This window comes from Holophagaceae bacterium (genome assembly GCA_016720465.1).
In the GTDB taxonomy this organism is placed as follows: Bacteria; Acidobacteriota; Holophagae; order Holophagales; family Holophagaceae; genus JANXPB01.
Genome location: JADKKO010000004.1, coordinates 1616616 through 1643361, shown reverse-complemented (window position 1 = coordinate 1643361; position 26746 = coordinate 1616616). Strand labels below are relative to the sequence as shown.

Annotated in this window: 28 protein-coding genes; 11 read left to right on the top strand and 17 right to left on the bottom strand. The window is 64.4% G+C overall.

Features of this window, described 5'->3' with window-relative positions:
* Positions 1-14: 14 nt before the first annotated feature.
* The 5 genes from IPQ13_14580 to IPQ13_14560 form a co-directional block, all read right to left on the bottom strand.
* The gene (locus IPQ13_14580) at positions 15-557 is read right to left on the bottom strand and encodes an NADP oxidoreductase (GenBank protein MBL0212117.1); all 543 of its coding nucleotides are present in this window, start codon (positions 555-557) and stop codon (positions 15-17) included.
* Positions 550-1275, bottom strand: coding sequence for a (2Fe-2S)-binding protein (locus IPQ13_14575; protein MBL0212116.1), 726 nt, complete (start codon positions 1273-1275; stop codon positions 550-552). The genes IPQ13_14580 and IPQ13_14575 overlap by 8 nt, the downstream gene beginning before the upstream one ends.
* A 3-nt stretch (positions 1276-1278) precedes the next feature.
* A complete protein-coding gene (locus IPQ13_14570; protein MBL0212115.1) occupies positions 1279-3165 on the bottom strand; it encodes an NAD(P)H-dependent oxidoreductase subunit E in 1887 nt (628 codons plus the stop codon).
* 230 nt (positions 3166-3395) lie between these two features.
* Positions 3396-4091, bottom strand: coding sequence for an aquaporin Z (aqpZ, locus tag IPQ13_14565; GenBank protein ID MBL0212114.1), 696 nt, complete (start codon positions 4089-4091; stop codon positions 3396-3398).
* Between the two features lie 226 nt (positions 4092-4317).
* A complete protein-coding gene (locus IPQ13_14560; protein MBL0212113.1) occupies positions 4318-6876 on the bottom strand; it encodes a protein kinase in 2559 nt (852 codons plus the stop codon).
* Between the two features lie 100 nt (positions 6877-6976).
* Here IPQ13_14560 and IPQ13_14555 point away from each other — a divergent pair, with 100 nt between their 5' ends.
* Positions 6977-7123, top strand: a complete 147-nt coding sequence (locus IPQ13_14555) for a dienelactone hydrolase family protein (protein MBL0212112.1) — start codon at positions 6977-6979, stop codon at positions 7121-7123.
* Here IPQ13_14555 and IPQ13_14550 read toward each other — a convergent pair.
* A complete protein-coding gene (locus IPQ13_14550) occupies positions 7120-7953 on the bottom strand; it encodes an alpha/beta fold hydrolase (GenBank protein MBL0212111.1) in 834 nt (277 codons plus the stop codon). The two genes, IPQ13_14555 and IPQ13_14550, sit on opposite strands and share 4 nt — an antisense overlap.
* 151 nt (positions 7954-8104) lie before the next feature.
* On the opposite strand from IPQ13_14550, the gene IPQ13_14545 reads away from it, so the two are divergent.
* The gene (locus IPQ13_14545; protein MBL0212110.1) at positions 8105-8533 is read left to right on the top strand and encodes a universal stress protein; all 429 of its coding nucleotides are present in this window, start codon (positions 8105-8107) and stop codon (positions 8531-8533) included.
* Between the two features lie 87 nt (positions 8534-8620).
* Here the strand turns inward: IPQ13_14545 and IPQ13_14540 are convergent, their stop codons facing one another.
* Both IPQ13_14540 and IPQ13_14535 read right to left on the bottom strand, forming a co-directional pair.
* Positions 8621-9475: an MBL fold metallo-hydrolase gene (locus IPQ13_14540; GenBank protein MBL0212109.1), complete on the bottom strand. Its 855-nt coding sequence runs from the start codon at positions 9473-9475 to the stop codon at positions 8621-8623.
* Positions 9476-9581: 106 nt separating this feature from the next.
* A complete protein-coding gene (locus IPQ13_14535) occupies positions 9582-10337 on the bottom strand; it encodes a slipin family protein (GenBank protein MBL0212108.1) in 756 nt (251 codons plus the stop codon).
* A 167-nt stretch (positions 10338-10504) separates the two neighbouring features.
* Here IPQ13_14535 and IPQ13_14530 point away from each other — a divergent pair, with 167 nt between their 5' ends.
* Both IPQ13_14530 and IPQ13_14525 read left to right on the top strand, forming a co-directional pair.
* A complete protein-coding gene (locus IPQ13_14530) occupies positions 10505-11494 on the top strand; it encodes an SPFH domain-containing protein (protein ID MBL0212107.1) in 990 nt (329 codons plus the stop codon).
* Positions 11494-12414, top strand: a complete 921-nt coding sequence (locus IPQ13_14525) for an SPFH/Band 7/PHB domain protein (protein ID MBL0212106.1) — start codon at positions 11494-11496, stop codon at positions 12412-12414. Before IPQ13_14530 ends, IPQ13_14525 begins: the two co-directional genes overlap by 1 nt.
* A 4-nt stretch (positions 12415-12418) precedes the next feature.
* Here the strand turns inward: IPQ13_14525 and IPQ13_14520 are convergent, their stop codons facing one another.
* Positions 12419-13045 carry an MBL fold metallo-hydrolase gene (locus IPQ13_14520; protein ID MBL0212105.1) on the bottom strand — a complete coding sequence of 209 codons (627 nt, stop codon included), beginning with the start codon at positions 13043-13045 and terminating at the stop codon, positions 12419-12421.
* Positions 13046-13123: 78 nt separating this feature from the next.
* Here IPQ13_14520 and IPQ13_14515 point away from each other — a divergent pair, with 78 nt between their 5' ends.
* Positions 13124-13318, top strand: a complete 195-nt coding sequence (locus IPQ13_14515) for a hypothetical protein (GenBank protein MBL0212104.1) — start codon at positions 13124-13126, stop codon at positions 13316-13318.
* A gap of 71 nt (positions 13319-13389) precedes the next feature.
* Positions 13390-15147 carry an excinuclease ABC subunit UvrC gene (uvrC, locus tag IPQ13_14510; GenBank protein ID MBL0212103.1) on the top strand — a complete coding sequence of 586 codons (1758 nt, stop codon included), beginning with the start codon at positions 13390-13392 and terminating at the stop codon, positions 15145-15147.
* Positions 15148-15156: 9 nt separating this feature from the next.
* On the opposite strand, the gene IPQ13_14505 is transcribed toward uvrC, so the two are convergent.
* The 4 genes from IPQ13_14505 to IPQ13_14490 all read right to left on the bottom strand — a co-directional run bounded on the left by IPQ13_14505 (position 15157) and on the right by IPQ13_14490 (position 19593).
* Positions 15157-17649, bottom strand: coding sequence for an SEL1-like repeat protein (locus IPQ13_14505; protein ID MBL0212102.1), 2493 nt, complete (start codon positions 17647-17649; stop codon positions 15157-15159).
* Between the two features lie 86 nt (positions 17650-17735).
* A complete protein-coding gene (locus IPQ13_14500) occupies positions 17736-18206 on the bottom strand; it encodes a hypothetical protein (protein MBL0212101.1) in 471 nt (156 codons plus the stop codon).
* Positions 18193-18747, bottom strand: coding sequence for a hypothetical protein (locus IPQ13_14495; GenBank protein MBL0212100.1), 555 nt, complete (start codon positions 18745-18747; stop codon positions 18193-18195). The genes IPQ13_14500 and IPQ13_14495 overlap by 14 nt, the downstream gene beginning before the upstream one ends.
* Before the next feature lie 18 nt (positions 18748-18765).
* Positions 18766-19593: a segregation/condensation protein A gene (locus IPQ13_14490; protein MBL0212099.1), complete on the bottom strand. Its 828-nt coding sequence runs from the start codon at positions 19591-19593 to the stop codon at positions 18766-18768.
* Between the two features lie 128 nt (positions 19594-19721).
* On the opposite strand from IPQ13_14490, the gene IPQ13_14485 reads away from it, so the two are divergent.
* Positions 19722-20465 (top strand): nucleotide-binding protein, encoded by a 744-nt coding sequence (locus tag IPQ13_14485; protein ID MBL0212098.1) that lies wholly within the window; start codon positions 19722-19724, stop codon positions 20463-20465.
* Between the two features lie 124 nt (positions 20466-20589).
* Here the strand turns inward: IPQ13_14485 and IPQ13_14480 are convergent, their stop codons facing one another.
* Positions 20590-20862, bottom strand: coding sequence for a hypothetical protein (locus IPQ13_14480; protein ID MBL0212097.1), 273 nt, complete (start codon positions 20860-20862; stop codon positions 20590-20592).
* A 259-nt stretch (positions 20863-21121) separates the two neighbouring features.
* On the opposite strand from IPQ13_14480, the gene lipA reads away from it, so the two are divergent.
* Entirely contained in the window at positions 21122-22015 is an 894-nt protein-coding gene (gene lipA / locus IPQ13_14475) for a lipoyl synthase (protein MBL0212096.1), read from the top strand.
* A gap of 55 nt (positions 22016-22070) precedes the next feature.
* On the opposite strand, the gene IPQ13_14470 is transcribed toward lipA, so the two are convergent.
* Positions 22071-22283 (bottom strand): hypothetical protein, encoded by a 213-nt coding sequence (locus IPQ13_14470; GenBank protein ID MBL0212095.1) that lies wholly within the window; start codon positions 22281-22283, stop codon positions 22071-22073.
* 112 nt (positions 22284-22395) lie between these two features.
* Between IPQ13_14470 and IPQ13_14465 the strand changes: the two genes are divergently transcribed.
* The 3 genes from IPQ13_14465 to IPQ13_14455 all read left to right on the top strand — a co-directional run bounded on the left by IPQ13_14465 (position 22396) and on the right by IPQ13_14455 (position 25183).
* On the top strand, positions 22396-23352 hold the full coding sequence (locus IPQ13_14465; protein ID MBL0212094.1) for a D-2-hydroxyacid dehydrogenase: 957 nt from the start codon (positions 22396-22398) through the stop codon (positions 23350-23352).
* Between the two features lie 74 nt (positions 23353-23426).
* Positions 23427-24338: a DUF2911 domain-containing protein gene (locus IPQ13_14460; protein MBL0212093.1), complete on the top strand. Its 912-nt coding sequence runs from the start codon at positions 23427-23429 to the stop codon at positions 24336-24338.
* A complete protein-coding gene (locus IPQ13_14455) occupies positions 24335-25183 on the top strand; it encodes a DUF2911 domain-containing protein (protein ID MBL0212092.1) in 849 nt (282 codons plus the stop codon). The genes IPQ13_14460 and IPQ13_14455 overlap by 4 nt, the downstream gene beginning before the upstream one ends.
* A gap of 29 nt (positions 25184-25212) precedes the next feature.
* Here the strand turns inward: IPQ13_14455 and IPQ13_14450 are convergent, their stop codons facing one another.
* Positions 25213-25881 (bottom strand): radical SAM protein, encoded by a 669-nt coding sequence (locus IPQ13_14450; GenBank protein ID MBL0212091.1) that lies wholly within the window; start codon positions 25879-25881, stop codon positions 25213-25215.
* 149 nt (positions 25882-26030) lie between these two features.
* Positions 26031-26744, bottom strand: coding sequence for an SDR family oxidoreductase (locus IPQ13_14445; GenBank protein MBL0212090.1), 714 nt, complete (start codon positions 26742-26744; stop codon positions 26031-26033).
* Positions 26745-26746 lie beyond the last annotated feature (2 nt).

Below are 26746 nucleotides of genomic sequence, written 5' to 3'. Positions count from 1 at the left end.
TCGGTGGCCGCCCCTCAATCGAAGTGGATGAGTTCCTTGGGAAGGCTGGGATCGTTGCCGGCCATGAGTTCCGTGAGGAAGTGCCAGAAGGCGTCCGCGGAGGGCGGGCAGCCGGGGAGGAAGTAGTCGATCTTCACGATGTGGTGGAGCGGGCGCACCTTGTCGAGGAGCAGCGGTATCTCCAGATCATCTGGAATATGGGCGTTCTCGGTGCCGATCCCGCGGATGAAGGCTTCCTCCAGGCATTGCTTCAGGGTGAAGCTGTTGCGCATGGAGGGGATCCCGCCGGTGATCGAACACTCGCCCACCGCCACCAGCACCTTGCACATCTTCCGGAATTCCAGCAGCACATGGACATTTTCGGCGTTGCAGACGCCGCCCTCGATCAGGCCCAGGTCCACGGGCTGGCTGATGTGCTTGATGTCGTCGATGGGGCTCCGGTCGAACTCCACGACTTCCAGGAGGTCGATCAGGCGCTCGTCGATATCCAGCAGGGACATGTGGCAGCCGAAGCAGCCCGCCAGGGAGCAGGTGGCGACCTTCAGTTTCTCAGCCATGGACGGCCTCCCGGTTCGCGAATTCCCGCAGTTCCCGCGTGGCGATGGTTTCCTTGTCGTAGATGCGCTGCCCGATGGGAAATTCGAAGCCCACGCGCTTCACTGTCAGAGCGCCCGTCGGGCACAGCTTCACGGCCATGTCCCCTGGCGAGATTTCGCTATCCTTCAGCAGCCCCGTGGGGGAATTCACCGCGAGCCTGGAGCGGATGCCCCGGCCGTGGATGGCGAAGACGTTCTTGCCATCCAATTGGCGGCTGGCCCGGACGCAGGTTTCGCAACGGATGCAGCGGTCCCGGTCGAGGTTCACTTCGGGGTGGCTGGAATCCCGCTCCCGCTTCGGGAACTGGTGCGGGAAATGGCTGTCCTGCATCCCGATGTGGTAGGCAGTCGCCTGGAGCTTGCAGCCGCCGCTCTTCTCGCAGGAGGGGCAGTAGTGGTTGCCCTCGATGAACAGGAACTGGGTGACGGCCCGCCGCATGGCATTCAGCGCTTCTGTGTCGCACTCCACCTTCTGGCCCTTCATGGCGGGCTGGGTGCAGGAGGAGAAGGGCTTTCCGCTGATGATGACGGTGCAGAGCCGGCAGGAACTATGGGGTTCCAGCTCCGGGCGCCAGCAGAGGTGCGGGATGTAGTGGCCCGCGTCCATGGCTGCCTCAAGGACGGTCTGCCCCTCCTTGAAGGGAATCTCTTTGCCATCGAGGAAGAAGGTGCTGGTCATGGCTCAGGCCTCCAGGGATGCCGCGTCGGCCGTGAAGTGGGCTTCGGGATCGGTGCGGCCGGTGAGGCTCCGCGCTTCTTCCAGGGCCCCATCCAAGTCGAAGGCGGGAATGAATTCCGTGGTCTTCATGCGGTTCTGCCAGATGCCCGGAAACTTCTCCATGCTGTCGGTGATGTGGAGGTTCGCCATCTGGCCGAGGCCGCAGTGGGCCATGGTCTTCATCAATCCCGAGATGTGCCGCATCTCCTCCAGGTCCACCGGGGAGCCGCAGCCCCGCTCGAATTTCTTCACGTAGTTGGCCAGGAGGGTGGTTCCCACGCGGCAGGGAGCGCAGAGGCCGCAGCTCTCGTGCTGGAAGAAGAGGGCAAAGTTTTTCACCGCCTGGAACATGTCCCGGTGGGGGCCGAACACCATGAGGGTGCCCGTGCCGACCAGATCCTCGAAGCAGGCCGAGCGGTCGAATTCCCGGGCGTTGATCATGGTGCCGCTAGGCCCTCCGACCTGCACGCCTTGGGCATCAAGGGCGCCGCAGTCACGAAGCACCTCGTGGACGCTGACGCCCCAGGGATACTCGTAGATGCCGGGGCGCTGGCAGTCGCCGGACACGCAGAACAGTTTCGTTCCGGTGGACTGGTCCGTGCCGTTGTGGGCGAACCAGGCGCCCCCCTTGGCGCTGATGACTGTGGCGGCGGCGAAGGTCTCCACGTTGTTCACCACCGTGGGCCGTTTCAGATAGCCCTGGTGCACGGGCAACGGCCAGCGCCTCCGCGGGATTCCACGGCGGCCCTCGATGCTCTTGATCATGGCCGTCTCCATGCCGCAGATGTAGGCGCCCGCGCCGAAATGGATGTCGATGTCGAAATCCAGGGCTGTGCCCAGGATTCCCGTACCCAGCAGACCCGCCTCCCGGCGCAGCCTCAGCACCTGTTCGAGGCGTTCCTTCAGGTACCAGTACTCCTGGCGCAGATAGAGGATCCCCTTCTTGGAACCCACCACATGCCCGCAGATGGTCATGCCCTCGAAGACCATGTCCGCATAGTCCGTGAGGAGGACCCGGTCCTTGAAGGTGCCCGGCTCGCCTTCGTCGGCGTTGCAGAGCACGTAGCGGCCGCCGATCTTGCCGTCGCGCACGGACTCCCACTTGATGCCGGCTTTGAAGCCGGCCCCGCCCCGCCCCCGCAGGCCGGAGCTGTAGATCTCCTTCAGGGTCTCGGCGCCCCCCCGCTCCAGATGGTGCTTGCGGGCGTCGTTGGGGGCCATGTCCTCGGCCCATTCCGGAAGGAAGGCCCCGCCCCGCTCCAGGCTCGCGCGGATGCCTTCGCCGGGCTTGATCGGCTGGCGGAAGACCACGTCCGAACGGCGGATCTGGCTTTCCACGATGAAGAACTCCGGCGGCCAATCCTGGAGGGGCACTTGCGCATTGACCAGGTCCACGATGCGGTCGATGCGCTCCGGATCCAGCCGGGTCACCGGCAGGTAGTTCACCAGCGCCGCGGGCCCCTGGTCGCACATCCCCGTGCAGGAGGTCAGGTGGATGCTGACGCGGCCATCCTTCCTGGTCTCGCCCAGCTTCACTCCGAGGCCATGGCACAGGCGCGCCGCCAGATCCCGGTTGCCCAGCATCTGGTCGGTGATGTTGTCGCTGAAGTGGATGACATAGTCGCCTTGAGGCTCCGCGCTCAGGAAGCTGTAGAAGCTCAGCAGCCCCTGGATCCGGACCAGCGGGACCTTCATGTCCTCCGCCAGACGCGCCGCCGCTTCCCGCGGGACGTGGTGGTAGGCGTGCTGGATCTGGATGAGGATCTGGAGCAGGGCGTGCGGATCCTTCCGGTGCGGGGCCGGGATCGCCTCAAGGAAGTCCTGGACTGGAATCTTCGTACTTGGGTACATGGGATCGGGTCTCCCTTCGGGGACGTTCCCACGGCCTTTTCTGAAAGATCCACCGGCCCTAGAACCGTCGAACCAAGATAGACATCCGCCACCCGCGAATACAATCAATCCGGCCAATTTGTGATATATATCATCCCATCTGTGGTGTTTGTAAATAAATGCAATTATTTAATTTATATTACAATGCAGACCGCGGTCCGCTCGGAATTCACATCCCGCAATTCCAGGATCTAGCGTTCATCGGACACGATGGGATAGATGAAGCCCGCCAGGGCCGCGCCGAAGAGCGGAGCGAGCCAGAAGAGCCAGAGCTGCTTGATGGCCCAGCCACCCACGAACAGGGCGGGCCCGGTGCTGCGGGCGGGATTCACGGAGGTATTGGTGACGGGGATGCTGACGAGGTGGATCAGCGTCAGGCAGAGGCCGATGGCGATGGGCGCGAAGCCGGCCGGAGCCTTGTCCGAGGTGCTGCCCAGGATCACGAACAGGAAGAAGAAGGTCATGGCCACTTCCATCACCAGCGCCGCCACCATGGTGTAGTGGCCGGGGCTGTGCTCCGCGAATCCGTTGCTGGCGAAGCCGCCGGCCAGGTCGAACCCCGGCGCGCCGTTGGCGATGCTGAAGAGCAGTCCCGCGCCGGCGATGGCGCCCAGCACCTGTCCCGCCCAGTAGGGCAGCACATCCCGCCAATCGAAGCGGCCGCCCACCGCCAGGCCCAAGGAGACCGCGGGATTCAGGTGGCAGCCCGAAATCCCGCCGATGGCGTAGGCCATGGTGAGCACCGTCAAGCCGAAGGCCAGCGAAACCCCGTGCAGGCCGATGCCCACGCTCGGGAAGGCCGCCGCCAGCACCGCGCTGCCACAGCCGCCGAAGACCAGCCAGAGGGTTCCGAAAAATTCCGCTGTCACGCGCTTGCCGAGGGGCATGGCGTCCTCCTGGAAAAGTGGGTTTGGGTTTGGGATGATCCGCCCCAAACTCTACTCCCCAATCCTGGAATCGACATCCAGAACCGCGTGCATTCCATCAATCAAGGATTCATGCCTTCGAATGGACCGATGAAAACGAAGCTGCCCGGCGCCCACACGATTCCCCCAGGTTCCCGCGGCGCTCCGTGGTTTCTCCGAAACCTAGTCGGGTTCCGGGGGAGGGGTGTCATTCCATGCCCTCCACCAAATAGAGATCGGAAATCACGCGGTGGTAGCTGAATACGTAGCGTTTGGCGTCGGCGGTCATGGCGACGGGGCCGACCCACTGCACGCCGGTTGGATCGGAGGGGCTTAGGGTGCGCACGACCTCGGAACGCCCGGTGAAAGCATCTACCTTTCGAATGGGCACTGGGATGGTGCCATGGGAGTGGAAGAACACCGCCTTCCCATCCGCGCCCCAGCAGATGGCTAAGTCTCCCTTCACTCCTCCAGGAAAAGGCGTTGCCTCCCCGGTAAGAGGGAAGATCCACGGGCGCCGGTCAGGGCCTGTGGCTACGACCCGATCACCAGCAGGGGAGACTGCCAGCATGCCAAATCCGGCCCCCTTCCCGCCGAGGGCCCTTGGTTCCCCGCCATCGATCCCCTGCACGAAGATGCATGGGGCCTGCCCTGCTTTGTGTCCATAGAACACGATGTTCTTTCCATCAGGGAGGAAGCGCGCGTGGGCCGAGCTGAGAATTCCGTGGGAGGGCAGGATCCGGGCCTCCCCGACGCCGGTTGGCAGAAGGACGATCTGCTGGGTTGCGAGGTTGATGGCGGCCACCAGGCTTCCGTCCGGTGAGATGCCCGTTGCCATGCCCTCTCCCAGGCGGACCACGGGCGAGCCATCAAGGCCCCGCAGGGCCGACACGCAAGGCTCCTTAGCGGTCCCGAATTCGGTGAATACCGCCTTTGTTCCGTCAGGCATCATGTCCATCACGAGCGACCAGCTGAGCCATGAGAGGTCCCGTTGGCCCTTCTCATCCACACAGGCCATCCCCACACCCATGGAATACTCGCCCAGGAGGATCCTGCCATCGGAGTAAAGGTCGTGGATGGCGGCCCCCCGCGGCAACTTTGCCACGATCCGCTGTTTCCCCCCACGATCGATCGCCGTGACCCGCTTGCCTTGGGCGGAGAAAACCTCGTTCCCGTCCGGGCTCCATGCGATGCCGTAGAACAAGGCGCTACGGGCCTTGGCGTCGGGCCAACGGGCCTTGGAGGCGGCGAGCTGCAACCGGACCGGGTAGCCGCTCTCGTCCTCTCGGAGGGGATGCTCCAGAAAGGCGATCTCGGTTCCATCCGGGGAGAAGCGAAGGCTGCTGAGCCAGCCCGTGGTCTCATAGAGGGGCTTTCCCCTCGGGAATTCAAGCCGCTGATGGTCGTTGAGGTCTCGGACCATCGCAAGCTCCCCCGTGACTGGCGACCAGTCCGCGGCGCTGATGTCGTTCTCGATCGGCTTAGGTGAATCCCCAGCGATGGACATGGTGGCCAAAGTGCCGGTTCTACTTAAGGGTCCGGTCAGGTGGGATTCTAGGAGCACCGCCAGCTCCCGCTTGCGCGAAATTGAAAGAATTATCGCCCCCGGCGGACCCAGGGGAACAGCATCCTCGCTATCCAGAAGCTTGTGGAACATGCGCGGGGCCTCCCCTTCCCAGCCGGCGGTGTAGATCACGGATTGGCCATCGGGTGTGAATCGCGCCGCAAGCACTGTCCCCCTGCGGAAAGTCACGCTCTTGAAGGTGGGCATCGGGTTGGGCGCCGACCGTCGCCCTAGCCACCAGCCAGTTCCTGAAATAGCGGCGATCAGGAAGATCGCACCGATGGCCAGCAGCAATTTCCTGGGCTCGCGGCCTCTCCGTGGGAGTTGCCCTGCCGATCCGGAACCGGGCATCGAAGCCGCTTCCAGGGCGAAGGCGAGGTCATGAGCTGAATGAAAGCGATCACCTGGCAGCTTCTCGAGACAGCGTTCGACGATCTTGCCCAATCCGAGGGGAACCCCTCCGAGCCCCGATCCCTCTCCCATCGGATCCTGGGTCAGAATTTCATTGAGGACCGCCACCGCGCTGTCGCCCTGGAAGGCTCTTCGCCCCGCGAGCATCTCGAACAGCACACATCCCATGGAGAAGATATCCGCGGCGGGACCGGCTTCCTCCCCCCGGACCTGCTCGGGGGCCATGTATCCCACCGTCCCCATCACCATCCCCGGACGGGTTCCCAGAGCCACGGTGGAACCATTCTCCGAACTGCCTCCGAGACTCTCGGCGCTGCGCATCCGGGCGAGGCCGAAGTCGAGGATCTTGACGTGCCCCTCTAGCGTGATGAAGAGATTCTCGGGTTTGAGATCCCGATGGATGATCCCCTTGCCGTGGGCGGCGGCGAGGCCCCGAGCGACCTGCAGACCGATCTCAGCAGCCTTGCGCGCGGGCAAAGGCTTGCCCGCCATCCGTTCCCGGAGCGTCTCGCCCTCCAGCAGTTCCATGACCAGGAAGGGTGAACCGTCATGGGTGCCGAGATCATGCACGGTCAGGATGTTCGGATGGTTCAACGCGCTGACGGAGCGCGCCTCCGTTTCGAAGCGCCGCAAGCGCTCGGGATCCTGCGCGAAATCAGTTGGCAGCACCTTGATGGCCACCAGGCGACCGAGCTTGGGATCCCGCGCCTTATACACCTCCCCCATGCCGCCCGCGCCGATCTTGCCCACGATCTCGTAGGGGCCGATCCGAGTTCCTTCGAGGAAGGCCATGGTCTGCACCGGGCTGGGCCGAATATGGCAAATATGATGTCACGGCCAGCAAACGGGAGTTCTCAGTTCTTAAACGCCCAGGGTCGCCAAGGCGGACTATATCTTCATCGCCTACGCTGGAGCGGTGCACGCCTTCACCCAGAAGGAGGCGGGCAACGACCCGGCCAAGGGGGCCGCCTTCAACCAGCCCGCGGCCATCCGCAGCTGGCGTCACATGAAGGACTTCCTGGGGGAGATCTTCCGTTAAGGCCCGGTCGGTTTGGCAGAAGCCGGGGATCCCGCCAGGAAGCCGCGGATCTCCGGCCAGGGGTGGGCTTCGGGGCGGGTGCTGAAGCTGTTGTGGCCGGCCTCGGGCTGCTCCCAGAGCCGGGCCCGGGGGCCGAGGCTGGCCGCGAGCAGGCGTCCCTGGGCCGCACCGACCACTTCGTCGCGGCCAGCGATGAAGAGGCCGATAGGTCCTGGAAAGCCCGCAAGCGCCGACACGTTATCCCAGCGGTCCCGCATAAGGAACCGCACCGGCAAGTAGGGGTAGTGGTGGGCGGCGACGTCGGTCATACGCGCGAAGGGGGTGACCAGCAACAGGCCCGTGATCTCCGAAGGGCTGCGGGCGGCCACCTGCGAAGCCACGCCGCTGCCCAGGCTTTCCCCCAGGAGCCAGATGGGCCCCGGAGATTCCTTCCGCAACTGGGCCAGGGCCTCCACAGCGCTTCGGACGAAGCCGTCCTGGGATGGTTCGCCAGCCTTCGGGCCGTAACCGGGATACTCGAACAGGATCACGTCCGCGCTTCCCAATAGTTGAAGGTAGTAGCCGCGGTCCAGGGCGCAGCCGGCGTTGCCGTGGAAGACCAGCACCCGGACGCCCTGCCTGGCTTCCGGCGTCCGCCAGCCCATGAGCTTCCCTTGCTCGTCGCGCCACGCCGCCAGACCCAGGCCCTTGGCTTCCCGCACAGCATCTGCCTCCGGCAGGCGGCTTGGAAAGTACATGAGCCGGCGCTGGAACGCCACCACCAGCAGGCAGAGGGCAGCGTAGCCCCCCAGGGCCGATCCCAGCACCTTCCACAGCAGGGCCATGCGCACGGAGAGAGCCTAGCAGCAATCCTCCGCGGGGCGCGGCCTGCGGCTGTCCCGGCCTGGCCGCCAAGGGAGGCCTGCAACGAGCGTTCTGGGAGGTTGTGCGGAAAGCGACGACCTCCCTGACCTATGTTGGGGTCGATCCATGGAGGTTCCCATGATCAACCGCGTCCTCGTCGGCATCGATTTTTCCGAAGCCAGCCGTCGGGCCCTGGAACGGGCCGCCCAATGGGCGGCGCGGCTCAAGGTTCCGCTCATCGCCATGCACGTGATGCCCCAGCCAGCCCAGGCGGTCTTCCAGCCCTACGCGCCCATGGCGGATCCAGGGTGGTTCCAGAAGTTGGAACCCGATGCCAAGAATCTGCTGGACGAGTGGCTGGCGGCCTACCCGGGGAGCACCTCCCTCATCAGAGCCGGCAACACCGCCAGGATGCTGGTGGCGGAAGCGGACGCCGATACGCTGCTGGTCATCGGGAATGTGGGCCATGGCGCCCTGGACGCGCTCCTTTTCGGCAGCACCGCCGACCGGGTCATCCGCAACGCCCAGGGAGATGTGCTCGTGGTCCGGGCTGAATCCAGGACTTGATCCAAGGCTCCTGCATCGTGATCCCCAGGACCTGGAGCCCCCTCGCGCCGCCGCTGGGAGACGAGAAAGACCAGCTTTCCCAACCGCTCACACCAGGACCGGCGTGACCACGTACCTTCCCTTCGCATCCTGGCCCACGGTGCCGCTCGGAATCTCGGGGTCGTGCTCGAACACCAGGACCGTGTCCGTGCCGGCGACTTCCGAGAGCAGCTGCTGCCGGACATCCACGCAGGTGACCACGTCCAGGTCGTAGCCCATGACCCAGGCCGGTTGGATGTGGCGCGCGGTTGGGATGAGATCGGCGATGTACATGAGTTTCCGCGAACCGCCGCGGACCACCACCGCCTGGAGCCCCTCGATATGCCCGGGCACCAGACGCACGGAAATGCCAGGGAGGATTTCCACGTCGCCTTCCACGGTCTCCAGCAGGCCCGCGGCTTCGAGTGGTTCCCAGTTCTTGGCCAGGTAGCTGGCCTTCACGCGCAGGTGCGGATGCCGGGCGTCCTCGAGATCCTTTTTCTGCACGAGGTAGCGGGCATTGGGAAAACTTGGAACCAACCGGCCCGCCTCATCGAAGCGCGTGCTGCCGCCCGCATGGTCGAAATGCAAGTGCGTGAGGATCTGCAGGGTGATGTCTTCGGGCTTCACGCCGTGCTCCGCCAGTCCGGCATCCAGCACGCCCCGGCCCTGGAACTTGAAGCGGGCCATGAAATCGTCCGGCTCCTTGTCGCCGTTCCCGTTGTCCACCAGGATCACGTGCTTCGCGCCGTCCACCTCGCCGCGGATGAGCAGGCAGTTGGTGGCCATGAGGATCATGTTGTCCTCGTCCGCCGGGTAGATCTTGTTCCAGACGACCTTGGGCACCGTGCCGAACATGGCGCCGCCGTCCAGCCGGAAGGTGCCGCCGCTGATGATCTGGACGTCCCAGGGGCCTAATTCCATGGATCCTCCGCGGACGATGTTCTCATAAAAATAGAACCGCTAAATCCCGCGAAAGGACGCGAATTAAAGCATATTTTTTTCGCGTTCTTTCGCGGCTTTCGCGGTTTCAGTCTTTCTTGTCTGTGATTTTCTCAAACGCCTTCATGATTTCCATGGGCAGCGGGAAGACGATGGTGCTGTTCTTTTCCACGGCGATTTCCGTCAGCGTCTGCAAGTAGCGCATTTGGATGGCCGTGGGGTTCTGGCTCAACTTGTTGGCTGCGTCCAGGAGCTGCTGGCTGGCCATGAGCTCGCCTTCGGCGGCGATGATCTTGGCGCGCTTTTCCCGCTCGGCTTCGGCCTGCTTGCCCATGGCGCGCTGGATCTGCTCCGGCAGGTCCACGCTCTTCAGTTCCACGGCGGTGACCTCCACGCCCCAAGGTTCAGTCGCGGAATCAATGATCTCCCGCAGCCGTCCGCTCAGCTTCTCGCGGTCCGCCAGCAATTCGTCCAGGGTCACTTCGCCGAGCACGGAACGGAGCGTGGTCTGGGAGATCTGGCTGGTGGCCCACTGGTAGTTCTCCACGCCCACGACGGCCTGGAGGGGATTCACCACCTTCGAATAGACCACCGCGGAGACTTTCAGGGTCACGTTGTCGCGGGTGATGACATCCTGGCTCGGCACTTCCAGCACGACGGTCCGCAGGGAGATCACCACCGCCTTGTCGATGGGCCGGAAGATCACGATGAGGCCCGGACCCTTGGGTTGCGGCAGCACCTTCCCCAGCCGGAAGATCACCGCCCGCTCGTATTCGTTGACCACGCGCAGGCAGCTCAGCACCCAGATGGCGATGAACACGAGGATGGGCGTCATGCATGTCATGCCAGCGAACATCGCTTCCATATCATCCTCCGGAAAGATGGCCTATCTTCGCACGAAGGGGTAACTACCTGCTTCACTACCAATAGGAGTCGGCTGATCGTGCCCGACAGCACATGTTCATCCGCACCGCTCTGGATACACTCAGGCATCAAATCCCAGGAGTTGCCATGCTGCCCGAAATAACCGCCGGAATTTCCTTTGGCCTGCTGCTGGGATTCATCGCCTGGTTCCTCGTGCGCTACCTGGTGGCGGGGATCTTCACCGTGAACCAGAACGAACGGGCCGTGAAGACTTCCTTCGGGCGGGCCCAGCGCCTGGGGGACGCCACCACCGCCGAGGATCCCATCTCGGCATCCCTCAACGCCGACGAGAAGCTGCGCTACACCTATCCCCAGGTCCGGGTCATCCCGCCGGGCGGCCCCTACTTCAAGTGGCCCTGGGAACAGGTCTACAAGGTCTCCATCGCTACGGAGACCGTCAGCATGGCCTTCGATCCCATGACGCCCAGCGCCAACCAGAGCGGCACCGTGCTGGAGGCCGTCACCAAGGACCAGCTCAACACGGGCCTCTCGGGCCAGATCCGCTTCAAGATCAGCGAGCGGAACCTCTATGCCTACGTGTTCGGCGTGAAGAATCCCATCGCCCATGTGATGGGCTACTTCGTGTCGGTGCTGCGGGAGCGCATCGCCAACTTCGAGGCGCCCAACGCCGCCGACGGCACGCCCGCCGTCCAGACGGGAATTTCAATCAATGACCTGCGCAAGAACCTGCGCGACATCAACGAGCACATGGACAAGGAATGCGGCTCCTCGGCCGCCCGCTACGGGGTCCAGCTGGACGCCTCGCTCATCACGAGCATCGACCCGCCCCCGGAAGTGGAATCGGCCCTGGCGGCCATCAACACCGCGCACAACCAGGTGTCCTCGGACATCAGCCTGGCCCAGGCCTCCGCGGACCAGAAGATCGTCCAGTCCAGGCGGGCCGTGGAGATCGAAACCCTCAAGGCCCAGGCCGAGGTGGAGCCCCTGCGGCTCATGGCCTCGCAGCTTGCGGAACTCAAGGCCAATGGCGGCGAAGCTGCCCTCGGTGCCTACGTGCGCAACGTGGGTCTCGGCCTCTACGCCCAGGCTGGCCGCCTGGTGAAGGAGGTGAAGTGATGTTGACCCTCATCGCCGCTTTCGCCGCTTTTTTCGCCGCTCTCATCGGCGTGCCCATCCTGTTCGCCCTCTCGCGGATGTTCGGCTTCTACGCCATCGTCCAGGAGCGCCGCTGCAAGGTCTACGTGCTCTTCGGAAAAGTCATCGCGGTGCTGGACGAGCCCGGTCTCCACATCCTGTGGTTCAAGCTCGGCTGGCGGGCGCTCTTCATCAATTGGGTCGGCAAGTGCTACGACATCGATCTGCGGCTGGACCAGGAATACCTGCGCAGCCAGCCCGTGAACTCCGAAGAAGGCGCGCCCATGGGCATCGGCATCTGGTACGAGATGTTCATCAGCGACCCCGTGGCCTACCTGTTCAAGAACACGGACCCCCGCGGTTCGCTGGGCGCCAACGTGAGCAATTCCACCGTCCGGTGCCTCAGCAACATGCCCTTGAGCGACATGATGGCCAACCGCCACACCATGAGCCAGACCGTGCGGGATGAGGTCTCGCCGCAATCCCACGACTGGGGCTACCGGCTGGGATCCATCTACATCCGCAAGGTGCACTTCCGGGACCACGACATGATCCGCCAGATCGAGAGCAAGGTCGTCAACCGGCTGCGCCAGGTGACCTCGTCCATCAAGCAGGACGGCACCAATCAGGTGAACATCATCAGCAGCACCGCCGAGCGCCAGGCGGCCGTGGAGTTCGCGAAAGCCGGCGCCATCCGCCCCCAGATCGTCGGCGCTGCTCTGGATGAGATCTCCCGCGATCCCGCTGTCTCCGAAGCCATGTTCACCGTCATGGAAACCCAGCGCATTCTGGACGGCGGCGCGACCATCACGCTCATTCCGGCCGGGCAATCGTTGCTCACGAACCTGCTGGCCGCCGCGCCGGATCCCAAGCCCCCCAAACCAGCGCCCGCGAAGACCTGAAAGGTCAGCTCCTTCTGACGAAAGGGTTGTTCTCGGCCTCCTCGCCGATGGTGGTGGCCGGCCCGTGGCCGGGAATCACCAGCGCTCCCGCATCCAGCTCATAGAGTTGGGATTGGATGCTCTGTTCCAACTGGCCGAAATCGCCGCCCCAGAGATCCGTGCGGCCGATGCCGCCGCAGAACAGCGTGTCGCCGGCGAGCACCAGCTTCCCCTTCTCGAAGTCCCCATGGAAGCAGCAGGAGCCCGGTGTGTGCCCGGGCGTGTGGAGCGTGGCCAGTCCCGCGAAGATGTCCCCAGGGTTGAGATCCTGCATGTCGGGCTTCGGGATTGCGCTAAACCCGAACCCTCCGGTCTGCATGTCCAGGTTCTCGATGAGGAAGCCGTCGCCGCGATGCAGGTAGGCGGGACATTGCCATAGGTCCTGCAGTTCCCTGGTGGCGCCGACGTGGTCGAAGTGGGCGTGGGTGTGCAGCAGAGCCTCCACCCGGAATCCCGCCTGCGCGACCCGCGCGCGGATCTTCGCGCCATCTCCGCCCGGGTCCACCACAAGGCCGGCTCCCGTGTCCGGGTTCCAGAGCAGGCTGCAGTTGCAGCCTAGGGGGCCGACGGGGAAGGATTCGAGCTTCAGCATGGATCCAGAATATTCCGCATTGATCCGCTTGGCGCGCGGCGCGCTAGAATCGTCACCACCCATTCTCGGAACTCCTCCATGCCACGCCCCGGCCTCCCCCTGCTCTCCGTGCTGCAGGAAACCCCCAGCGATTCCAGCGGCGACCCCGCCCAGAAGACGACAAACTACCGATCGCACATGGGCGATTTCTCCAACGAAAACTGGGGGATCATCGTGATGGGCGGCTTCGCGCTCTTCCTGCTGATCATGATCCGGCGGTCCTTCAAGCGCTGAGATAGACTCGATGAGTGGCGCCCCGAACGAACCTCGACAAAAGCCCTTTCCTACAACGGAAACTGCCGGACTTGCCGACGCAGCCCGGCTGCTACCTGTATCGCGATGCGGAAGGAAACCTGCTCTACATCGGCAAGGCCAAGGTGCTCCGGAACCGCGTGAAGTCCTATTTCACCGCCTCCCCAAAGGACGCCAAGACCCGTCGGCTGGTGGCGCGCATCTGGGACCTGGAATTCATCGTCTGCGAAACAGAGTTGGAAGCCCTGGTCCTGGAGAACAACCTGATCAAGGAGCACCGGCCGCCCTTCAACATCCTGCTCCGCGACGACAAGAGCTATCCCTACGTGAAGCTCACCCGGGAGGCCTTCCCCAAGGTCTATGTGACCCGGAAGGTCCTCAAGGACAAGGCCTATTATTTCGGGCCTTTCTTCCCGGCGAGCACCGCCTACCGGACAGCGGAACTGGTCTACCGGTTCTTCCAGATCCGCGACTGCGACATCGACATCGACGGCAAGCGCGGGCGCGCCTGCCTGAAGTACCAGCTGCACCGCTGCACAGCCCCGTGCATCGCCGCAGTGTCGCAGGAAGCCTATGCGGAGCAGGCGAAGGAAGCGAAACTCTTCCTGGAAGGCAAGCGGGATGAGCTGAAGTCCCGCCTGGAAGCGGCCATGTGGAAGGCCGCGGAGGTATCCGCCTTCGAGTTGGCGGCCCACCACCGCGACGCGCTGCAGCAGCTGGACGCCTGGTTCACGCGGCAGAAGGCCGCCAGCTCCGACCAGGAGGATACGGACCTGTACGGATCCGCGGTGCTGGATGGCCGGGCCTGCGTGCATCGGCTGGTCATGCGCGAAGGGCGCATGGTGGACCGCCATGAATACATCCTGGACGACATCGAGACCTTCGACGGCGCGGTGCTGGCTGAAGTGCTGCAACGGGTCTATGCCGTGGAACCCGTCCCGGCCCGGATCCTGGTGGAAGTGGAGCCCGAACATGCGGACCTCCTGCGGGACTGGCTGGGCACCCTGAGGGGGACGAAACCCGCCATCCATATCCCGAGAAAGGGTGAAAAAGTCGATTTATTGTCCATGGCCCAGGAAAACGCGCGAATGGCCCTGGAACGGAAGTTCGAACCGGCCCGGCTGAACGAAGCCGTGCTAGAAGGCTTGCAGGCCTTCCTTGGCATCTCCCACGTCCCGCGCCGCATGGAGTGCTTCGACATCAGCCATGGCCAGGGCCGCGAAGTGGTGGCCTCCTGCGTGGTCTTCAGCGACGGTGTCCCGGACAAGGCGCGCTACCGGCGCTTCAAGATGAGCAACGAGCAGAACGATGATTTCGCCAACATGCACGAGGCGGTCACCCGCCGCTACAAGCGCTTGAAGGAAGAGGGCCAGGAATTCCCGAACCTCGTGCTCATCGACGGCGGCCTGGGCCAGTTGCATGCGGCCGAAGCAGCGTTGAAGGATCTCGGGCTCGACCATCTCGAACTGGCCAGCCTCGCGAAGAAGGAGGAACTGGTCTTCCGTCCGGGCCGGAGCGAACCCTTCCGCATCCCGAAATCCTCCCCGGTGCTACAACTGCTGCAACGCATCCGGGATGAGGCCCATCGTTTCGCAGTCACCTATCACCGGAATCTCAGGGCCAAGCGCACCCTCCAGACAGAGCTCACGCAAATCCCGGGGATCGGCCCCGCAACAGCCAAAAAACTGCTTCAATCCTTCGGAAGCGTTGGGGCTGTGCGAACCGTCCCGGAGGCTGATCTCCGCGCGGCCATCGGCCCTGCGGCGGTGGCGAAGGTGCTGGCCTGGCGCGACTCCGCGCCCGAGGCCTAGCCGACCTGATCAGCGGCCCTCGGACTCCATCTGGCGGAGATCGCTCTTGGCCTTTTCATTGCCCGCCTCGGCGGATTTGCGCATCCAACGCAGGCCCTCGGCCTTGTTCTGGGGCACGTTGAGGCCGTAGTAGAAGCTCACCCCGAGCATGTGCATGGCCTTGCTGTCGCCGCCTTTGGCCTGGGCGAGGGTGCCTTGCATATCCGCCGGGACCGGCAGGCTGGGTTCGCTGCCCTGGTTGGGCAAGGCCACCAGCGGCAGGTTTGTTTTCAGGGAAGTCCTGAAAAAAGCGAAATAGATTCCGCCGATGACCAAAAGTAAAAAACCCATGGCGATCGGAATCCAGAGCTTGGAGGAGCTTCCGGCGGCCTTGGCCTGCGCCGCCATCGGAAGGGGAGCCGGGCTGAGCGCCTTGACAGGACTGGCCGCGGGTTTGGGCTGAGGCCTGGGGGGAGGGGGCGGGGCCGGCACATGGCGGTCGGGATAGCCCGGAACCGACGGCGGAACGACGGCCGCCACAGGTTCGCCAGGCCTGGGTTTCGCGGGCCCGGATGGCATCGGCTGCGATGCCTGCGGCCTTGGCTTTTCGGCTGCTATTGATGGCATGGGCGTGGGCGCGGGTGCCGGGCGCTGGATGGGCGCCGTGGGCTCCAGCGGGGGCTGAACGGGCATGAGCACCGTGGAGGGGGTCATCGCCATGCCCGAGGAGGTGTCAACGGTCCGGTCCTGCGCGTGGCCGAAGGGGCGCGCCGGGGGGTGCGCAGCGGGCGGTTCCGAGGCTCTGGCCAGCGGCGAATCATCTTCCATCGCCGTGACCTCCGGGGGCACCGGGGCCAGGGCCGAATCAAGGTCGCGGCTGGTGGCCTCCTTGGCCATGGAAAGCAGAGACTCGGACATCAATTGGGTGGAAGCCGGGGATTGCTCCACCGGTTTGGAAGATGGGGGCCAAGGGGACTGGCCCTGACGGGTCAGGTAGGCCGATGGATCCTCGGCGGAAACGGGCATGATGGTCGTTGCTTCCATGGGCCCGGGTTTTTCTTGAGCCGATGGCGGTTCTACCATCGGCATCACCATGGTCTTCGCCCTGGGCGCAGGCGCGGGTTCAGCGGCAGGCTCCGCGTGCAGGATGGTGGTGGCTTCCATGGGCTCGGGTTGTTCCGGCGCCGGGGGCGCTTCCATCACGGGCATCACCATGGTCTTCGCCATGGGCGCGGGCGCGGGTTCGGCGGCTGGCTCCGCGTGCAGGATGGTGGTGGCTTCCATGGGCTCGGGCGGTTCCGGCGCTGGCGGCACTTCCATCACGGGCATCACCATGGTCTTCGCCATGGGCGCGGGCGCGGGTTCGGCGGCTGGCTCCACATGCAGGATGGTGGTGGCTTCCATGGGCTCGGGTTGTTCCGGCGCCGAGGGCGCTTCCATCACGGGCATCACCATGGTCTTCGCCATTGGCGCGGGTTCGGCGGCTGGCTCCACATGCAGGATGGTGGTGGCTTCCATGGGCTCGGGTTGCTCCGGCGCTGGGGGCGCTTCCATCACGGGCATCACCATGGTCTTCGCCATTGGCGCGGGTTCGGCGGCTGGCTCCACATGCAGGATGGTGGTGGCTTCCATGGGCTCGGGCGGTTCCGGAGCCGCGGGCGCTTCCATCACGGGCATCATCGTGGTGGATTTCATGGCGTTCTGGAGTTCATCCAGCTCGTGCAGGTCGGGCAGGACCAGGGTGTCTTCTTCCAGGTCCGGGCCTTCCACTACCTGCATCAGGTTGGCCGCTTCCATGGGCGCGGGTGGCGATGATTGGCCCTTGGGCGCCGCGGGAGCGTTCGGGAAGGTCTCATCCATGGAATCGCTGGGATCCACCGCGGCCGGGGGGGGCTCCAGCGGACGAGGCAGGTGGAGCGTCGAGTCCGCGTGGCCACCGGCAGGTGGCGTGAAGAACTGGGTGGATTCTTCCCAGGACGGGATATCCGTGGCATCCGGCAGCATCACCGAAGGCTTCGCCTGGCGCGTTTCGACCTTGGTCGCCTCGTCGATCACTTCCATCGCGGTCCGCAGCGCAGGCCGCTCCAGCGCCTGGGTGGGCTCTTCCAGGGACATCTCGTCCCGGTTCAGCCGCAGGGTCGAGTCCGCGGCGGGCACGCCGGCCTTCAGCGCCACGGTGGGCTCTTCCAGCGACATCTCATCCCGTTTCAACCGCAGGGTCGAGTCCGCGGCGGGCGCACCGGCCTTCAGCGCCACGGTGGGCTCTTCCAGCGACATCTCATCCCGCTTCAACCGCAGGGTCGAGTCGGCGGCGGGCACACCGGCCTTCAGCGCCACAGTGGGCTCTTCCAACGACATCTCGTCCCGCTTCAACCGCAGCGTGGAATCGGCCGCGGGCGCGCCCATTTGAAGCGCCTGGGTGGGTTCATCCTTCTCGAGTCCCAGGCCTTTCCGGGGCAGGCGCACAGTGCGGTCAGCCTCGACGGGCTTGGCGCGTTGGTCTTTTGGGGGTTTTTGGGCCATGGGAGCAGTAAGAGTCACCAAGCATAACCTTGAGTCGGCCCACGCGACAAAACAACTTGGCCATGCCGCCCGAATAAGCGGATCGTTCAGGCCTCGCCTTCGGCGGCGCGGCGCCATGCGTCGAAACGCGGCACGAAGCAGAAGAACATGATGCTGGTGAGCACGATGAAGCTGCGGGCGAAGCGCACGCCTTCATGCCCCGCCAGGGCCCAATAGGCCAAACCGAAAAAGCAGCTCACCTCGAAGAGCGCCGAATAGAGCAGGATTTCCCGGGCCATCGCCCTGGGCCTGGCTGCGGCGGCTAAGGCGCAGAAGCCAGCCCGGACCTTGCCTGACCGCCAGGTCACGAAGGCCGCGCAGAGCAGCACCAGGCCGGTGAAGGTGTAGCCCAATTGCTTGACGACTCCATCAGGCGGGTTCTGCCCTGGCGCGATGAATTCGGTGAACGCCAGTTGCAGCATCAAGGGCCAGAAAACACAAAGCGTCAATCCGGCCAGGTAGGCCCAGCGATAAGCGCGATGCAGGGCGTCTAGGTCCGCATCTTCAAGGCGCGCCACGGCCATCTCCCTGATGGAGGTCCGTCGGGCCAGCGAGGCGCCCTCCGGGAAGCCCCGCGGCCCGGAGCGAGAGCAGGCGCAGCCGCGGCCGCGCCCCCGGCACGAACAACAGGTAGCCCACCGGCGGAACCAGCGACATGACCAGGCAGACGGGACCCGCCCCGGTGCCCACCGTGAAGCCCAATACCAGGCCGAAAATCGCGACCGATTCGAGCATTGCGCAATGGAGGATATGGCCGGCGCGGAGATTCGCGAAGACTCCTTCAGCTGTCTCAGCCGCGTTCGCCCGGGCCCAGAACCGATGGACCAGGTAGGGGCCCGCAGCCAGGAGGGCCAGGCCGGCCATGGACAGGACGATGATCCGAAGATCGCCCCAGGGCACCGAATGGAACCCGGCCACCAGCGGCCGGGGATTCCCATGGAACGCCATTTGGACCAGCAGCAGCAGGTAGATGGCCGGCGCCAGGAAGCAGAGGGAGAAGCCGATCACACGGGCCATGGCCACATGCTTGCGCAATTCCTCCACGAGACCGGGATCCATGGGTTCCATACCGCTCCTCTAGGCCGCTTGCACGCGGATCTCGCCGAAGGCCTCGACCTGGACCAGGTTGATCCGCCCCGTGCGCACCAATTCCAGCAGGGCCAGGAAGGTCAGCACCAGTTCTTCGCGGGTCAGCGCGTCGGCCAGCAGGCCTGCGAAAGGCTTCCAGCCGTGGTCCGCAAGCTGCGCGAGGACTTCCTGGATGCGCTGTTCGATGCTCTTGGGCGGTGTGCGGAATTCCACCGGAGGCGGCGGCAGCAGGCGTTTCAGAGCATCCCGATAGGCGGAAAGGAGGTCGAACAGCGTCGCGCGGATCGGCTCCTCCTCGGTGCGGGCATGCTCCTGGATATCCAGCCCTTTGGTGTAGACCACGGACTGCCAGGCGGATTCCCGGGCGGAGAGTTCCCTTGCGGCTTCCTTGACCTGTTGATAATCCAGCAGCCTTTGGATGAGGTCCTCGCGGGGATCCGGTTCCCCCAATCCCTGGGGAGCGCGGGGCAGCATCAGCCTCGACTTGATCTGGAGCAACTGGGCCGCCATGGCCACAAATTCCGAAGCGATCTCGATGTTCAATTCCTCCATGAGCAGGAGGTAGTCCATGTATTGCCGCGTGACGTCCGCCATGGGTAGATTCACGATGTCCAGCTTCTGCTCCCGGATCAGGTGCAGCAGCAGGTCCAGGGGGCCCTCGAAGGCCGACAAGTGCAGGGGCAGATCCCTGAATTTGGTCTCGAAACCTTTCGGGGGTTCAAAGATCCGCGAGGGGGCAGCCGGGGCTTGCAGGGGCTCAAGCAGGGGCTCAGGGGCAGGCAGTTCAGGCATGGGACGATTGTAGCGCAGCGGCATCCAATCCCCGGGACGGGAACAAAAAGGCATGTGATGCCCATCTCAGGAGTCCGGGGGCCGGAATGGTTTATTCTGGGAAGAGCGGGGAGTCCAGCCCGCAACAATCCATTTCTCATGGAGTTTCGCCGATGCGCCCATTTCCAGCTCTTCTCCTCGCCCTTGCGGCGCTAGCGGGATGCCAAAGAAACAATCCGCCGACCGCGGCCCAGGCTGAGGCAGCCAAAGCTGCCGCCGCCCCGGCCATGGCCCCGGCCCCGGCCAACAACCTGACGGGCAAGCTCCTCGAACGGATCGATGCTTCGCCTTACAGCTACCTCAAAATCCAGAGCGCCAAAGGTGAAGTCTGGGCGGCGGTGCCGGAGACCAAGCTCGCGAAGGGCGCTGAGGTCACCGTCTTCAATCCCATGCAGATGGACAACTTCGAATCGAAGACGCTGAAGCGGAAATTCGATGTGGTGTTCTTCGGCACCCTGGAGGCTCCTGCGGCCTCTGCCAATCCAGCCATGCAGCACGCTGCGGCGGCCAAGGGGCCCGACGGCGTTCCGGATGTGAAGGTGGACAAGGCAACGGGCCCGGATGCGCGGACCGTCGCCGAGATCCATGCTCAAAAAACGGAGTTGAAGGAAAAGCCGGTGTCCGTCCGCGGCAAGGTCGTGAAGTTCACCTCCCAGGTCATGAGCAAGAACTGGATCCATCTCCGCGATGGAAGCGGCAATGCCGGCAAAGGCGACAATGACCTCACCATCACCACCCAGGGCACGGCCAAAGTCGGCGATGTGGTCCTGGTGAAGGGCATCGTGAGGGTCAACAAGGATTTCGGATCGGGATACACCTACGCCGTGATCGTCGAGGACGCCAAGCTCAGCAACTAGGGCCCCCAACCGGCAGCCTGGGAACAAAAAAGCGGACCCGGCGGATTCCTTCATCGGAATCTGCCGGGTCCGGTCTTTCAATCCGCCATTCAAGCCATCAGTGCTTCATGACGGAAGCGGACGGTCACTTGGCTTTGTAGTCCTTCAGCCAAGCCACATCCACTTCGGCGGCCTTGTTCTTGGCCTTCTGGGCCATCAGCCATTTGCCGACTTCGCCGAAGGGTTCGCCCTTCGCTTCCTTCTTCGGCATCTTGTCGACGTGGCAGGACGCGCAGTTCTGGATGTAGGTGAAGCCGAGATCCTTGGCCTTCTTCACATAGGGAAGCTTGGCATCGGCGGGGCCGGCCACGGCGAGAATCGCGGCGGCGGCGAGAAGGGCGAGTTGAGTGCGGCGCATGAGTACCTCTAGAAAAGCCTGCCTGAATAGGCAAGGGGGTGGTTGCCGGTTGAGCTTGTGGCCTTCTAAATTTCTACACCCTGGGAAGTGGCAAGAGAAGGGCCAAGCAGCCGGTATTTCGTCACAGTTCACAAAACCATTCATTCCCATGATATCTGGCGGCATGGATTCGGATTCGGCCAAGCGCCTGGCCTCGGGATGCCTCCTTCGCGGACCCCACCTCGTTGCGTATTGCAACAACTCCCTGGAGAATCATTGAATGGCCCGCCCCCCTGTCCTCCCCGGCAAGCGCCCCGATTGGTTGAAGATCCGCATCCCGGCCCCCGAAGTCGTGGACGAGGTCGCCGCCCTGATGCGCGGAAAGCAGCTTGTCACCGTCTGCGAGGAGGCCCGGTGCCCCAATCTGCACGAATGCTGGGGGGTGCATCGCACGGCCACCTTCATGCTGATGGGAGACATCTGCACGCGGCATTGCGGATTTTGCAGCGTGGGCAAAGGCAAGCCCGGTGGTCTGGACCCCGAGGAACCCCAGCGGGTGGCCGAAGCCGTGGCCTCGCTCAACCTTGTGTTCGCGGTGGTGACATCGGTGAACCGCGATGATCTGCCGGATGGGGGCGCAGCGCACATCGCGGATACCATTCGCTGGATTCATTCTTTGAACAAGGGTTGCGGCGTGGAAGTCCTGATCCCCGATTTCCGCGGCGACGGCCAGGCGCTGGATGCCGTGTTGGCGGCCCGCCCTGAAGTGCTCAACCACAACGTGGAAACGGTGCCTCATCTCTACAAACGCGTGCGTCCAGACGCGGACTACGAGCAATCCATGACGGTCCTGCGCCGGGCGGCTTCGCGCCGGGACTCATCGCATCCCGGCCTGCGCACCAAGAGCGGCATCATGGTGGGCCTTGGCGAGACCCCCGGACAGGTGCTGGAGCTGATGAAGGATTGGCGCGCCGCCAGCGTGGACATCGCCACCCTGGGCCAGTATTTGCCGCCGACCCGGTCGCACCTGCCGCTCCACCGCTATGTGGACCCTGAGGAATTCGACATGTACCGCCGGAAGGGCCTGGAAATGGGCTTCCAGCGTGTGGAAAGCGGCCCGCTGGTGCGGAGCAGCTACCACGCGAGGGAAAGCCTAGAGCCTGCCTCGGCCTAAAAAAAAACCGCATGGCCGAGGATTCAGCCATGCGGGTTGGACCTGTTGTCGGAAATCAGGCCTTCGGAGCCTTGGCGGCTTCGGGCTTCTTTTCGCAGGCTTTCTTGTCCTTGCAGGCATCCTTGCAAGCTTCCTTGCAGGCCTTCTTGTCAGCCTTCTCGGTGCAGGCCTTGTCTTTGCAATTCGCGGGATCGCACTTCTTGGTGTCACCGGCGAAACCAGACACGGCGAAGGCAGCGACCAGGGCGGTGAGTACGAGCTTCTTCATGAATCCTCCTTGGGCATCGGCCCATCGTTAAATAGCATTCCAGGAATCCGATGTGATCTGTAACAAAAAATCGAATCTTCCCCCCAGCCGCTAATTCGGGAATCTTGGATCCATGGGCAATCCTGGGCGCAAGCTCGCAGTCATCCACCATCGTTTTGCGGAATGGGTTCCGACATTGAAGGAGGCCGAGCCCCGCCTCGACATCCGGGGCGCCCATCCACGGGACTGGGCCTCCATCGACCCGGCCTGGCTGGCGGAAGCCGAAGCGCTTTTTTGCTGGCAGCTTCCGGCCGGCCTGGCCGCCGGGATGCCCAGGCTCGCCTGGGTGCAGAACAGCGGCGCGGGGATGGACCACCTGGTAGCCCACCCCGAACTGCCCGTTCAGATTCCCATCTCCCGGGCTGACGGCCACTTCGGGTTCTGGATGGCGCGCTACGTCTGCGGGCACCTGCTCAGCGAGGCGCAGCGGCTGGAGGGATGCGCCCGCGCGCAGGCGGAGGTCCACTGGAATCCCAAGCTCATCCCCGAGGACCTCGGCGGCAAGAGCGCGCTGGTGCTGGGTTTCGGCCGCATCGGGAGACAGATCGGCCGGGCCCTGCGAGAGCTGGGAATGGATGTCACCGGCCTGGTGCGGAACGCCCGGGAGGATGGCGAATTCCCGTTGCGGACCCCGGATGGATTGCCGGAACTGCTGCCCGCGGCCCGCTGCCTGGTGCTCGCGGCCCCTTCCACCCCCGAGACCCGCGGCCTGGTGGATGCGCGCTTCCTGAGCCACGGGAATTCCAACCTGACCCTCATCAACGTCGGCCGCGGCGATCTGGTGAGGGAGGAAGACCTGCTCGCAGCCCTCGATTCAGGCAACCTGGGCCGGGCGGTGTTGGATGTGTTCCTGGAAGAACCCCTGCCCTCCAGCTCTCCCTTGTGGCGCCACCCGAAGGTCACCGTCACCCCCCACCACAGCGGTCCCTCCACGCCGAAGGATCTGATCCCGGACATTCTCGACAGCCTGCACCGCTTCGCCGAGGGCCGGCCCGTCCTGAACGTGGTGGACCGCGGGCGGGGGTACTGAGCCAATGGATTCTGAAAGCGGCCGCGCCTCGAGTTGAAACACGCCCTAAACTCCAAACAAAGCCTGGAGCTTCCATGCGCCTTCCCATCTCCCTCCTCCTTGCCCCGGCCATGCTCTCGGCCCAGGCCCCGGCCCCAGCCGCCCAACCCGCGGCGAAGCCCGCCGAACCGGTGCGCCTCACGCCCCTCCGAACCAGCCCCGCAACCACCCTGTCGCAGGACATCGGCATCAGTTCCGTGAAGCTGACCTTCAACCGGCCCGCGGTGAAGGGCCGGGTCATCTGGGGCGGCCTGGTGCCCTTCGGCCAGGTCTGGCGGGCTGGCGCCAACGCGGCGACGACCATCACCTTCAGCGACCCCTGCAAGGTGGCCGGCAAGGAGGTCCCGGCAGGCACCTACGCCTTGTTCGCCATCCCCGGACCTGGCCGCTGGACTCTGGTCCTGAGCCGCAAGGCCCAGCAGTGGGGCTCCTATTCCTACGACGCGAAGGATGACCTCCTGCGGTTCGAGGTGGGCGTGGAGAGCGTTCCCTATGAAGAATGGCTGGACTTCCGGATCCGGCTCACCGGGGAATCCAGCGCCCGGATCGAGCTGTCCTGGGAAGCGGTGAGGGTGGGCTTCCCGGTGGCCTTCGACACCAGGGCGATCTACTGGAAGCACCTGGAATCCAAGCTGGCCGCCGCGCCGGACACCGACTGGGTGCCCTGGCACCAGGCGGCGGACTATTGCCAGAGGCATGAGATCCGGGCCGACCTCGCCAGCGCCTGGATCGACAAGAGCCTCAAGGCCGGAACGAGTTTCTGGAACCAGGAGACCAAGGCCCGGATCCTGCGGTGGCAGGGCCAGCTCCCCGAGGCGGCCGCGTGGCTGGAGAAGGCCATCCAGACCGCCCGGGCGCTGCCCCCCGGCAAGCAGCCACCCAAGGAATGGTTCGCGGACAAAGAGCGGGAACTCGCCGAATGGAAATCCGGAGTCAAAGGCGCATGATGCATAAAGCTGCATATTATTCCCTGGCGGTTGCTTGCGCATGGCCGCTCCCGGCCCAGGCGCCTCCGATCTTCCCCCAGCTGAGCCCTTCAGCCAGCGTCTCACAGACCATCGGCACCACCACGGTGGAAGTCCAATACCACCGGCCCGCGGTGAGGGGGCGGCAGATTTTCGGCAGCCTCGTGCCCTACGGGCAGGTCTGGCGCACCGGCGCCAATGCAGCCACCACCATCCGCTTCGGCGACCCGGTGCAGGTCAACGGGCAGAAGGTGGCGGCCGGCACCTACGCGCTTTTCTCCATCCCCTATCAGGACCGCTGGACGGTGATCCTGAACAAACGCGCCCGCCAGCAGGGAGCCTGGGAATACGACCCCCGCGAGGATGTGCTGCGCCTGGACGTGAAACCCAAAGCGGTGCCCCACACGGAGTGGCTGACCTACGAGATCTACCCCGCCAGCAGCGCCACGGCGTACGTGGATCTCTACTGGGAAAAGCTCCGCGTGAGCCTGATCGTCGAGGTGGATGTGGATGAGATCGTCACCGCGAAGATGCGCAAGGCCATGCGGGAACGGCCCAATGATTGGAAGCTCATGAGCGATGCGGCGCTGTACTGCGTCGACCAGGAGATCCACATGGGCGAGGCGCTGGGCTGGATCGAACGCTCCATCAAGCTGAACGAGCAGCCCGCCAACCTGGCGGTGAAGGCGCGCCTGCTCCATCTCCATGGCGACAAGGCCCAGGCCGTGAAACTCACGGAAAAAGCCCTGGCCATGGCCAGATCCAGAAAGCAGGGCGCCGCAGTGACCGGCCCGCTGGAGCAGCAGCTCCAGCAGTGGAAGCAATAGGAAGCCGCCCCGGGACCCCGCGAGGGCGCCTAGACGCCGTTGCGGTCGGGCCCCCAGATCAGCTTGTGGAGCTGGATCTGGAACCGCACCGGCAGCGCATCTTTGAGGATGGCTTCGGCCAGCCAGACCGGATCAAGATCGCCGTGCACGGGACTGAACAGCACGGTGAAGCGGTCCCACACATCCCGTTCCGAGCACCAGGCTTTCGACCATTCGTAGTCCGCCTGGTCCATGATCACGAATTTCAATTCATCCTGCCCGGGGACCAGGTGGTCCAGGTTCGATTCCAGCCAGCGATGGCCTTCGCCGCTGGCCGGAGTCTTGCGGTCCATGATCTTGATGACCTCGCGCGGCACCGGGGCGATGTCGTGGCTTCCGGCTGTCTCCACGGCCACCTCGCAGCCCAGGGCCAGGAAGGACTTCAACAATTCCGGCGCACCTGGAATGGCTAGCGGTTCACCGCCCGTGAGTTCCACGAAGGGCGCATCCGGCCCCTTCCGGGGCGGTCCCAATCGCCGCTTAACCTCAGCGACGATTTCTTCCAGCCCCATGAAAGCGCCTTCATGGAAGGCGTACGCCGTGTCGCAGTAGACGCAGCGCAACGGGCATCCCGTGAGCCGCACGAAGACGCAGGTCCGCCCGGCGCGGGTGCCCTCGCCCTGGATGCTGTGGAAGATCTCGTTGACCTTGAATCGCACGTGGACCTTGTCCAAACCTTCAAGTCTAGGACCCGTTCCGGAATATCCCTAGGCCGCTGCTTAAAAACAGGTGTTTCCAATGGCGGACCGGCCTTGATGCCCAGGGTGGTGATCGCTGGGCAGCGCGGGCCGTTTTGCCATGGCCCGGATCAACGCCAGCGTCGCCCGCCATCGAGCGTGAGGATCTCCCCGGTCAGGTAGGGGCTTGCTGCTGCGAACCTCAGGCTGCGGGCCACATCCGCCGGGCCCCCGTTGCGCCCGAGCAGGCTTTGGGAGGCCAGCCAGGCGGGGTCGATGGAAGGGTCGGGAAGCACCGTTCCGATGGCGTGGCCGACCACCCGGAGGCGGGGGGCGAGCACCTGCGCCAGGCCAGGCACCAGTGAAGCGAGGCCGGACTTCGAGGCGCTGTAGGGCAGCCTTTTCAGGAAAGGACGGTGGATGCAGGTATCCACCAGGAATTGGATGCAGCTCCGGTCGGCGAGCCTTGGCGCAAGCGCCTGGGCGCACATCATGGGAAAGCTCAAATTCACGCGCCAGATAATTTCCAGTTCCTCCGCGGTCCACGCCCCGAATGGTTGTTCAGGGAACGTCCCAGCCGCGATCACCGCCCCGGCCAACCGGACTCCGGCGCTTTCAAGTCCATCCAGGTCTGCCATCATCAGGGGGCCAAGCTCCGGATCCATGGCATTCCACCGGAAGGTCCGGACCTGAGTGCGGCGGGCAAGCTCCGTTGACCATTCCCCATCAGCGTCTTGAGAACCGGTCAACACCAGCGCATGATCCTGGGCAAGCTCTTCGGCAAGGGCCCCTCCCAGCCTCCGCATCCCACCCACCAGAATCCACCAGGGCTTTTCCTCAGGCATCC